Genomic DNA, 9677 nt, shown 5'->3' on the forward strand with positions numbered 1-9677 from the left:
ATGGCTAAGACTCTGCAAGAATTGTTAGCTAGCCGCTCTCCAGAGAGCCAAGCCCGTATTCAAAAAATGGCAGATGAATTACTGCTAGAAAATCAGCTTCATCTTATTCGTGAAGAACTCGAAATTTCTCAAAAAGAGCTTGCTGAAACTTTGGGAATAAAACAGCCATCGCTTTCAGCAATAGAAAATCGTGGCAATGATCTTAAGATTTCAACCATGAAAAAGTATGTTGAAGCAATGGGTGGGAAGCTCCGTATTGATGTAGAGCTTCCAACAGGAAAACATATAGGATTCAATGTTTAACAATAAAAATGGGAGCTATAGGCTCCCATTTTTAACTTCGTATAAGGTGTATTATATTAATTTAACTTTAAACATTGGGATCCATTAATTAAATCTGGATCATTTTTCAAAAGATTTAAATATTCACTTTGCAAAACAAAAGTTTTATTCAAGGTTGTATCATATCGTTTTGCTAATTCTTTTCTTTCCAAATGACTTTGATATTTTTTCAAAAATTTATTAATAATACACATTGAATCAATAGCATCTCCCGATATTAGCCTGTAACTTGTAATGTCTTTCTTATAATCTATCCCCCTCATATCATAAGTATTAAAAAGTGATTCAATTTCACTCAAAGCATATAAATATAAGTGATCGTTAACTTCCGAAGGTTTTTCTGAATTTTTATATGCAGCTCGATATACAAAGCTTGCGCTTTCTAGACTACTTGAAATAGCCATAATTTTTGTTTGTACTATTTGTTTATCTAACTCGCCTTCATCGATTGTATTTTTTTTAGCATTAGAGCAAGAAGAAAGAAGTAGAGAGAAAATTAATAGAGAGAAGATCTTTTTCATTAATACGTTCCATCAAATTTTTCAAATTCTTCTTTTCTAGGAGTTCTGTAGCCTTCTGAAACAGCAAAACTATGAGCTTGTTTATTCCATCTTTTTCCAAAAATCATCGTATACAATCTTTTACTAATCATAAAAGGACCACCATTTTTTAGAACTTGTCCGGCTTTACCGACATATTCTGCTTTTGAAAACATACCATAGCCAGCTGGCGTAAGCTGAATGATATCTTCCTTATTTTTATAATGAGCAGCAACTCGAATTTTAAATGTATCTTTTAATAGACCTCTTGCGAAAGTCCTTATTGCGAGTTTATTCGGTTTACTAATGCAGCGATTAAATTAATGCGTAAACCGAATCTTTTCCGTCTATTTCGATAGCGCTCACTCAATATTCTAAATGTTTTCAATTGATTATTGATGTGTTCGATCACAACCCGTATTTTTCCAATCATGTTATTGTACTTTTTCTCAACATCAAATAAGGGGAAATTCTTCTGTTTCTTTATTGGCATCAATAATTTAAAGCCGTCTTGCTCTAATCCGTAGTATCCTAAATCGGTAATAACATATTCACAATGGTTAAATTTCTTAACCGTTGTTCTTGCCAGTTTAATGTCATGCTGACTGCCATTCTATATATCTAGCCCTATGATTTGTTTACTCTTCGGATGATAGATCACTTGGGCTTTTAGCGTATGTTTCTTCTTTTACCCCTGTAGAACTTAATCTGATTTTTTTTCGGGCGTTCAATTGAACATTCTGTAGCATCAATAATGACCCAGTTAAAGTGTTCGTCTGCTGTGGTAATGCTTCGTTTTGGCAGGATAAAACGTCTTGATTTCATCAATGCATTTTCAACCTTTTTAATGGTTCAATTCACATTACTTTCAGCGATATGGTAATTTGCCGCCAATTCCAGTTGAGTACTGTAGTTTCGTAAGTAATTGAGAGTCAATAACAACTGGTCCTCTATATTTAAAGTATGAGGACGACCTGATTTCTTTTTGAGTGATTCAGCTTTTTCTAGAACCTCTACCATTCCAGTAAAAACTTGTCGAGGGACGCCAACCAAGCGTTTGAATTCAGAATCTGAAAAACGATTTAATTTTTGATATCTCATGAAATTTATATTAAGGCGGTTTTTACTTTCGCAAGAGATCTAATTTATTTTTTAGATTAAATTTATTCTAAATATAGGGGGTGTTGGCACTTGGTCGAGCTGGGCGACAAAATATATTCAGAGCTAGACGAGACAGAAAACCCAGTCCTTCTCCATGAATAAGCCATCATACTATATCCGCCTCCCCTCTTCTTCACTTCAGTCATTCAATTTTATCTTTAGTTTTGGCCGTCTTTGGCTCTCATAATTTTAGGGGTTGAAACAGAGAATTTTTATCGAATGGAAAATTACCGAGATACTATTTTTATCTTTTCTACGCAGCAGATGTTTTTTTAAACTACTGAAATTAATCAGAAAATGATTGATGAAGTTCTCATTTCTTTATAGGAATAGGTGAGTTTTCACAAAATATGTTATGATTAGACCTATAAAAATTCATTCATCTCGGGGAGATAAAAAATGGAAAAATCAGTCATCGAACTGCTGAAGCCTGTAACACTGGAAAAAGAAAACTGTCCTCCTTTGGTATTTGAAACAGGTACAGTTCTGAAAGTCCTGATGCAGACTCCTACCCGCCTGCTGGTGAGTAAGGACGATGATTTTAATTTTACTGTTGCTTTAAAAGATGAAAATAAGATTTGGCGTGTACTTTAAATAAAAATAATCGGCTCGCCCCAGACTTTATTCTGGTCTGAAAGAATTTAATACCTCCCCCAGATTCTGCTAAAGCCAAGGTTTCAAAAATTCTGATCATTGGCTTATAGGGCAAAGCTGCTATGTACAAAATGATAGCTCTACCAAATAACCGGCAGTATTTCTCACTTTCAGCGTGAATAGCTGGCATGTTCCATTTCGTCAACTGCCTAATATTTTATTTTAATGTATGGTCTGAAATGATATTGGTCTGCTGTAGATGACTAAACCGTCTTCAGGTTCTTTTCAAGATCAACACTTGGCAGGTCTTAAAATCAGGACTTTGCTGTTTGCATTTATTTTGACTTCTGACCCATATCAGGTTCAGCAATTGAGTCTCAGCTCCATAACTCTGATTTAAAGTCAGAAAACTTTATCTGCTTGTATCAAGGTATTATATTTTACCTACAATAACCTTAAATAGAACTTTAAATAAAAAGTCACTTTAAATCGTTAAATTTAAAACATTTTCAAAACACAACGTGTTTTATATTCTAAATGAAAATTTAAAGCATTTTAAAGCTTCAGTTAACTATTTATTATAATTACATAAATATACATTTTTCTAATAAAATAAATAATCATACACTCAGAAAATATAATATTTAAATCGCCTAAATATTTCGAAATTTTACAAAGTAAAGATACACACTAAAAGTGTTTGGTTTGTGCATTGAAGACCGAATCAATAAAAATAATATGTTATAAATCTAGAAGATCAAAAACCAACCAAGTCAAAATTTAATATTTATTTAACCCTATATCAATTACTTAGGCAGATTTATAATGTTCAAGCATTCGGAGCAAGTTATAGAAGATTCATCTGAAGCTTCTTTTTATATGTCGCCAAATACGATTATAAATACTTGCCCATCAGAGATTTATTCTCAAGACTTGGTTTTATTTCTTGATATTGATGGAACAATCTCTGAGTTTAACCCTGATCCAGAAAAAAGTATTATTAGTAGTGAAATTATAGATTTACTTAAACAATTACAAACCTACCTCACCCTTATATTAGTTACTGGCCGTTCTATTATACAGGCGCAAAATCTTATCCATCCATTTAAATGGAATATCGCAGGTTCACATGGCCTGGAATTAAGATATCAGTCTGAATTAAAAACGTTAATTCAATTAAATCCAGAACGGCTTCAACAATTAAAAGACTATATTCAAACGCATGCACGGCAGCTTGCCCAACTGAGAATTGAAGTTAAACGCTATTCCGTTGCCCTCCATTTTCGTGAACATCCGGACATGGAACAGGCAGCACATACACTGGCTTTAAACTGCCTGTCTCAGTTTCCAGAGTTTGAGCTGAAACCTGGCAAATATGTCTTTGAACTTGTACCTCAAGGTGCAAACAAAGGCTCAGCCATTCAGCAGATCATGCAGCAATATCACTCCCCCACTGCTTATCCCATTTTTATCGGCGATGACCTGACTGACGAAGCCGGTTTTCAGGCCATTAACGCATTGAAGGGCTGTTCCATTAAAGTCGGCAGCGGAGTAACCGCGGCGCAATACAGATTAGAAAATGTGTCCCAAGTGCAGGTTTTTCTGGAAATATTTTTAACATCACTCAAAGCACAAGAACAACAATTATCGGAGAAATCACATGTCAAAACTCATCGTGTTATCAAATCGTGTGAATCTACCTAACCCAGATAACATGAAAGCTGGTGGATTGGCTGTCGCATTGCAGGATGCTTTGCAGGATATCGGCGGAATCTGGGTAGGCTGGAACGGTTCAAGAACTGAACAGGTCAAGGAGCAAAAGTTTCAGATTCAGAAGTTTCAGAATGTCGAATATCATACCAGTCCATTGACTGAGTCCCAGTATCAGGGATTTTATTGTGGTTTTGCCAATAATGCCTTGTGGCCACTGATGCATGATCAGCATCAACTGGTAGATTATCAGCCTCAGGATTTCAAGATATATAAAGAGGTAAATTTACGTTTTGCTAAACACCTGAAACAGATTGCCTCGCCACATGACATCATCTGGATTCATGATTATCATTTTCTTAGTGTGGCACATTATTGTCGCAAGCTCGGCATGCGTAACCGGATTGGCTTCTTCTTGCATATTCCATTTCCGGAATTGAAACTCTGGCAGACGCTTCCTCCTCATCGGGATTTGGCCCATCATCTGGCAAATTATGACGTACTTGGCTTTCAGACTCCGCGTGACCAGATGAACTGTATTCATTTTCTGGAACAGATGCTGCATCTTGGGCACCGCAATGATGAGATTCTAAATTATCAATCCAGACGGATTAATGTGAAATGTTATCCAATTGGCGTGCATCCGGTACAAATTCAGAAACAGGCGGCAGCCAGTCAGCAGACGGAACTTCCATTTCACTTGACTGAAACGCAACCTTATAAAACTATTATCTCAGTTGACCGAATTGACTATAGTAAAGGTTTACTGGAAAAAATTGGCGCCTTGCAAAGCTTGCTGGAAGATCAACCGGAGTTTAAAGGCCAATTCCAGCAGCTACAGATTGCCTGCCCTTGCCGGCTGGATGTAAAAACCTATCAAAACCTGTATCAACAGTTCCAGTCCGCTGTAGAGCAGTTGAATCAGCAACATGGTTCAGCAGACTGGCTGCCTTTTGAGTGCAGTTTTAATACGCTCGGTCATGAAAGCCTGATGCACTTATATCGTCATGCTGATATTTGCTGGGTAAACTCCATCCGGGATGGGATGAATCTGGTGGCGAAAGAATATATTGCCGCTCAGGATCCGAAAGATCCGGGCGTACTGATCCTGTCTAAATATGCGGGCGCTGCCGAGCAGATGAAAGAGGCTTTACTGGTCGATCCTTATGATCATGACAGCATGAATAAGGCATTAAAAAAAGCCTTACGGATGTCTAAATCAGAACGTATAGAGCGTTATCGTTATTTGCAGCAAGGTCTTAAAAACTTCGACATTATGCGCTGGCGTGATCAGTTCCTGACCGATCTAAAAAAAGCCCAAAGTTTGCGAATTTACCGTCCGCTGGCTGCGGGAATTTCGACCCAGTTCAGTGTACATGGCTAATCGCTGCACCGTAAAAAAACACCAGCTTTATGCTGGTGTTTCATTTTCCAGTACAGGCAGAGCTGCTTCTGGCTGTTCTACAGGTTGTTGGTCCGCAGTCAGATGGTTCAGGATGACAATACTTAACAGGCCGAAGGCCACCACAGTAAAGACCACACTTAAACCGACTATTTCACTCCCAAAACCCACCAGAGCCGGTCCAATTAATGAGCCGGTATAAGCAAAGACTGATACATAAGACAAAGCCACGTGGGAGGCCAAAGTTTTTTGACGGCCTGCACGTGAAAACATCAAGGGAACGATATTGGCACTGCCCAGTCCTAACACCGCATAACCCACCAGTACCATAGGCCAGACAGGTGCAAATACCACAATAAATAAACCTGTTGCTGCCAGCAATGCACTCAATAGAATCGTGGTTTTCTCACCTAAAACCTGAATGAACAAATGTCCGCTAAAACGCCCCAGCACCATCAAGGCAGCGAAAAAGCTATAAGCCAAGCCGGTTTGTGCAGCTGGCAAGCTGAACTCGGTCGCCAAATAAATTCCGCTCCAGTCCATGGCTGCCCCTTCGGAAAGAAAAGCCACGAAACAGATCAGACCAATACCGAGAATGGCCCAGGTTGGACGTGATTTTTTAGTTACTTCATGCGCAGTTTCAATTATATCTTCCTGCATTGCTGGCGCAGGACGACCCAAGCAAAATGGAATAGCTACCACGGTAATAAGCAGTAAAATTATACTGATAGTTACCGCACCCATTAAAGGCAGCAGGCCGAATCCCATTAAAGTCGTCATCCCCAGCACACCTGCCAGACCACCCAGACTGCATACGCCATGGAAACCAGACATCAGGCTTTTACCCACGTATTTTTCAATTTGAGCAGCCTGAAGGTTGACCGTTACCCCCAGCGCACCAGCACTGGCACCAAAGAAAAATAGACTGATTGCCATAATCAGGGTGTTTGGACTGGCTGCCAAAGCTGGTAAAATAAACAGGAATGCTGCAAGAATGACTGCTAAAACCGGACGGCAGCCAAATTTATTTGCCAAACGCCCTGCCAGTGGCATAGCCAGCATTGAACCAATGCCCGCGCACAGCAATAATAAGCCGAAATCTGCATGGTTCAGAAAAAGACGCTGCTGGGCATAAGGAATAAGCGGTGCCCACGCTGCCGTACTAAAACCCAGACTGAAAAAACATAAAGCCGTTGCAATCTTTTGCCATAGATAGGGTGATGGAGACTGAAGTCGAGCACGTAAAGTTGGATTTAACATGATGTTGTTCCAAAGAAAATTCAGGCATCCATTACCGAGCATCCATAGAAAAACCCCACCTACTTATAGCTTGGAGGTATAAGTAGGTAGGGCTTAATTTGCGTGAATTATATATAAAATGAAATGAAATAAAATAGGCAGAAAACAGATTTTTTAATATTTTCTTACAAGTGTTTGATTGTATAAATTTTATAATTTTATTGTTTTATTTGTAAACAATGATCGGTTTTTCGACTGCCTCCTGAGTCTCTAGATTTTGCAAAAAACTGGCAAAGCCTTCTGTCACTTTTGAGCTCAAACGACTACTGGTCAGCACTCTTAAACGGTTAGACCAGGTGATCTGGACATTTGCCTGTTCCAAACGCTGAATGAACTCTACATCTTCATGACAAGCCAGCTGTTCAAAGCCTTGGTTTTTTATATATACATCTGATTTAAAACACAAATTTGCACCATGAACATGGTGATGATTCATTCTATCCTGATAATGACTCAAGTACTTAAAACGGGTTCCCGGGCTTAAATGATCCCACTCATCCAGCTCGACTACTCCGCAAATCACCTCAGTGGGTTGATGCTCTAACATGACTTTAAACCAGTCCGGCTGCACTCGAGAGTCTGCATCGGTGCAGCAGATCCAATCACAGCCTTGAGCAATGAGTTGCTGGATGCCTAAATGACGGGTTTTGCCTACACACTGAAAATCACACTGGATGCTTTCAACCGCCATTTTCTGGACTTTTTGCGCAGTCTGATCGGTACAAGTGTCTAAGACGACTAAAATCTTAATCTCAAATAGACTTTCCACTGATTCAAGCGATTGAAAAAATTCAAGTTGGGCTGTTTTTAAGGCCAATAAACAGTGTTCAATATAAGCTTCCTCATTGCAAGCAGGAATGACCACACCGATCTTTTTCATTTCAAGCCCTCTTGCTCTGCCACGGATTGAGCGGCATTTACCCACAGATCGACCAGAAAATCAGCTTCTTCCAGATGTAATACCTGACGATATTGCAAGTTTTCTTTTAAATACGCATGGATGACATCGCCATTAAAATGAAAGTCGACAATCGGGGCGCGCCAATGACAGGCCAAAAGACAGCCCCCAGCATCGAGCGCCTCATGTAACCATTGTAGTACCTGTTCCAGACTATACGGGTCCAGATAATATAAAATTTCACTCACCACAATGAGCTGGAACTTCCGCTTTGGCAAGTCCAACGGGATAATACCTTGCTGTACATTGACATGTTCATAAGACCGTAACCGTTGCCGAGCCATCTCAACCGCCGTGGCATGCGCATCCAGACAGACCAGCTCCTTACTGCGCTGCGCCAGCTCCTGTGCAAATACACCGTTGCTACAACCAATTTCAATCGCCGAATCAAAAGATGGCTGGGGTAAAATGGCCAGACAAATCTGGCGTTTGCGCTGTTCATACCAGCGCTGTTCATAGTGCCAGGGATCACCCTGATTAATACGATAGAGACGATCGAAATATTCCTGCTGATAGGTCAATTTACTGTTCATACAGATAGACCTCCCATGGTTGTAAAAGACGTTGCAGCGCATAACCGGATAGGATTGGCGGCTGTCCGGTCGTCGGGTCCATTTCCAGCTGACTCTTAAAACACTGCGCGGCTCGTCGCTTATGAGTTAATTCTGTAGCACTAAGCTGAAGTTTATGGGCAGTGTTCCAGTTTATCCGTGCATCACCCGGCTGGGCCCAGTGCCATGCCCAGATCAGCACCTGTATACAAGGCCGCTGCAATTCTGTCGCCAAATCCTGTATTACCTGCGCAGTCCCTTCATGATCAGGATGTCCGTCATGGATAAAGGTCGTCACCAGTACATCATGGGGCTGTAGTTGTGCTTTTAGACGCTGTTTGAGCAGTTCACGCTGTTCAATTACTTCCCCATCCTGAATTTGTAGTGCAATTCGTTCTACGCTCTGCTGCAACTGTAATGCTGCTAAGGCTTGCCGTGTTTCATGTGGCCGAATCTGATCGAGTTGCGCCGGGCTATAAAGACTAGAATCAGGATGACTGGCAGTGCCATTGGTTACTGCAAAAATCGTAACCGGATACCCGGCCTGATCCAGGCGCTGGATCAGACCGCCACACCCCAGAATTTCATCATCCGGATGTGGTGCAATAATACAGACCCGTGACCCCATTGGAATTATGGCCTGAATATCGAATGCAGGAAGCTGCTGCAAGATCGGGCAGGACAGCCATTGTTCTTTAGGCGTCCCCTCTCCATGAATTACCCGGTCTCCTACGATCTCATGAACTAGAGTTGCCATAAGGTCTGCTCCTCCTGTGCACTCAATTCACCGATACGCTCCAGATCAAACGCTGCATGACTTTGCCTGATAAACACCGGAAGATCTGCAACAAGACGGGCGAAATGAGCATTTTCACAAAACGGCGTCGCACCTAACGCTTTGCCTACCGTGTTCAGCACATGAAGTGCACTTGCCTCGACTTGAGCGCGCAGGCTGCGAATTTTCAGTTCATGAGACTGTTCGGGATACTGGTCAATCTGCTGTGCCACTTGATGGAACATGGCGCGCGTTGCCAAGAGCTCACGACTGACCTCGCCCAAATACATGGCTGTATAAGGATGGGGCCGGTTTAATACGCCCTGTTTTAAATACTGAGCCACAG

10 protein-coding genes and 2 pseudogenes are annotated in these 9677 nt (G+C 40.7%); 4 read left to right on the top strand and 8 right to left on the bottom strand.

From position 1 onward, the window contains the following. Positions 1–303 (top strand): helix-turn-helix domain-containing protein, encoded by a 303-nt coding sequence (locus E2K52_RS07030; RefSeq protein WP_001140620.1) that lies wholly within the window; start codon positions 1–3, stop codon positions 301–303. Between the two features lie 56 nt (positions 304–359). Here the strand turns inward: E2K52_RS07030 and E2K52_RS07035 are convergent, their stop codons facing one another. The 3 genes and pseudogenes from E2K52_RS07035 to E2K52_RS07045 all read right to left on the bottom strand — a co-directional run bounded on the left by E2K52_RS07035 (position 360) and on the right by E2K52_RS07045 (position 1982). Beyond that, positions 360–863, bottom strand: a complete 504-nt coding sequence (locus E2K52_RS07035) for a hypothetical protein (RefSeq protein WP_151204437.1) — start codon at positions 861–863, stop codon at positions 360–362. Beyond that, positions 863–1057, bottom strand: coding sequence for a hypothetical protein (locus E2K52_RS07040; RefSeq protein ID WP_151204438.1), 195 nt, complete (start codon positions 1055–1057; stop codon positions 863–865). The genes E2K52_RS07035 and E2K52_RS07040 overlap by 1 nt, the downstream gene beginning before the upstream one ends. Positions 1058–1161: 104 nt before the next feature. Next, a pseudogene (locus E2K52_RS07045) lies at positions 1162–1982 on the bottom strand (IS5 family transposase). A gap of 459 nt (positions 1983–2441) precedes the next feature. Here E2K52_RS07045 and E2K52_RS07050 point away from each other — a divergent pair. The 3 genes from E2K52_RS07050 to E2K52_RS07060 all read left to right on the top strand — a co-directional run bounded on the left by E2K52_RS07050 (position 2442) and on the right by E2K52_RS07060 (position 5730). Continuing rightward, positions 2442–2636: a hypothetical protein gene (locus tag E2K52_RS07050; RefSeq protein WP_151204439.1), complete on the top strand. Its 195-nt coding sequence runs from the start codon at positions 2442–2444 to the stop codon at positions 2634–2636. Positions 2637–3458: 822 nt separating this feature from the next. Then, positions 3459–4340 (top strand): trehalose-phosphatase, encoded by an 882-nt coding sequence (gene otsB, locus E2K52_RS07055; RefSeq protein WP_413772985.1) that lies wholly within the window; start codon positions 3459–3461, stop codon positions 4338–4340. Beyond that, positions 4297–5730, top strand: coding sequence for an alpha,alpha-trehalose-phosphate synthase (UDP-forming) (locus E2K52_RS07060; protein WP_151204441.1), 1434 nt, complete (start codon positions 4297–4299; stop codon positions 5728–5730). Before otsB ends, E2K52_RS07060 begins: the two co-directional genes overlap by 44 nt. A 27-nt stretch (positions 5731–5757) precedes the next feature. Here the strand turns inward: E2K52_RS07060 and E2K52_RS07065 are convergent, their stop codons facing one another. The 5 genes and pseudogenes from E2K52_RS07065 to E2K52_RS15105 all read right to left on the bottom strand — a co-directional run. Next, positions 5758–7008 carry an MFS transporter gene (locus E2K52_RS07065; protein ID WP_151204442.1) on the bottom strand — a complete coding sequence of 417 codons (1251 nt, stop codon included), beginning with the start codon at positions 7006–7008 and terminating at the stop codon, positions 5758–5760. A gap of 205 nt (positions 7009–7213) precedes the next feature. Next, positions 7214–7927, bottom strand: coding sequence for a glycosyltransferase (locus E2K52_RS07070; protein ID WP_151204443.1), 714 nt, complete (start codon positions 7925–7927; stop codon positions 7214–7216). Next, positions 7924–8538: a class I SAM-dependent DNA methyltransferase gene (locus tag E2K52_RS07075; protein WP_151204444.1), complete on the bottom strand. Its 615-nt coding sequence runs from the start codon at positions 8536–8538 to the stop codon at positions 7924–7926. The genes E2K52_RS07070 and E2K52_RS07075 overlap by 4 nt, the downstream gene beginning before the upstream one ends. Continuing rightward, entirely contained in the window at positions 8528–9313 is a 786-nt protein-coding gene (locus E2K52_RS07080) for a PIG-L deacetylase family protein (protein ID WP_151204445.1), read from the bottom strand. Before E2K52_RS07080 ends, E2K52_RS07075 begins: the two co-directional genes overlap by 11 nt. Next, positions 9301–9677 (bottom strand): annotated as a pseudogene (locus E2K52_RS15105) (acyl-CoA dehydrogenase); the annotation flags it as partial. The pseudogene E2K52_RS15105 and the gene E2K52_RS07080, both read right to left, overlap by 13 nt.

It is taken from the genome of Acinetobacter sp. RF14B (assembly GCF_006864105.1).
In the GTDB taxonomy this organism is placed as follows: domain Bacteria; phylum Pseudomonadota; class Gammaproteobacteria; order Pseudomonadales; family Moraxellaceae; genus Acinetobacter; species Acinetobacter lwoffii_C.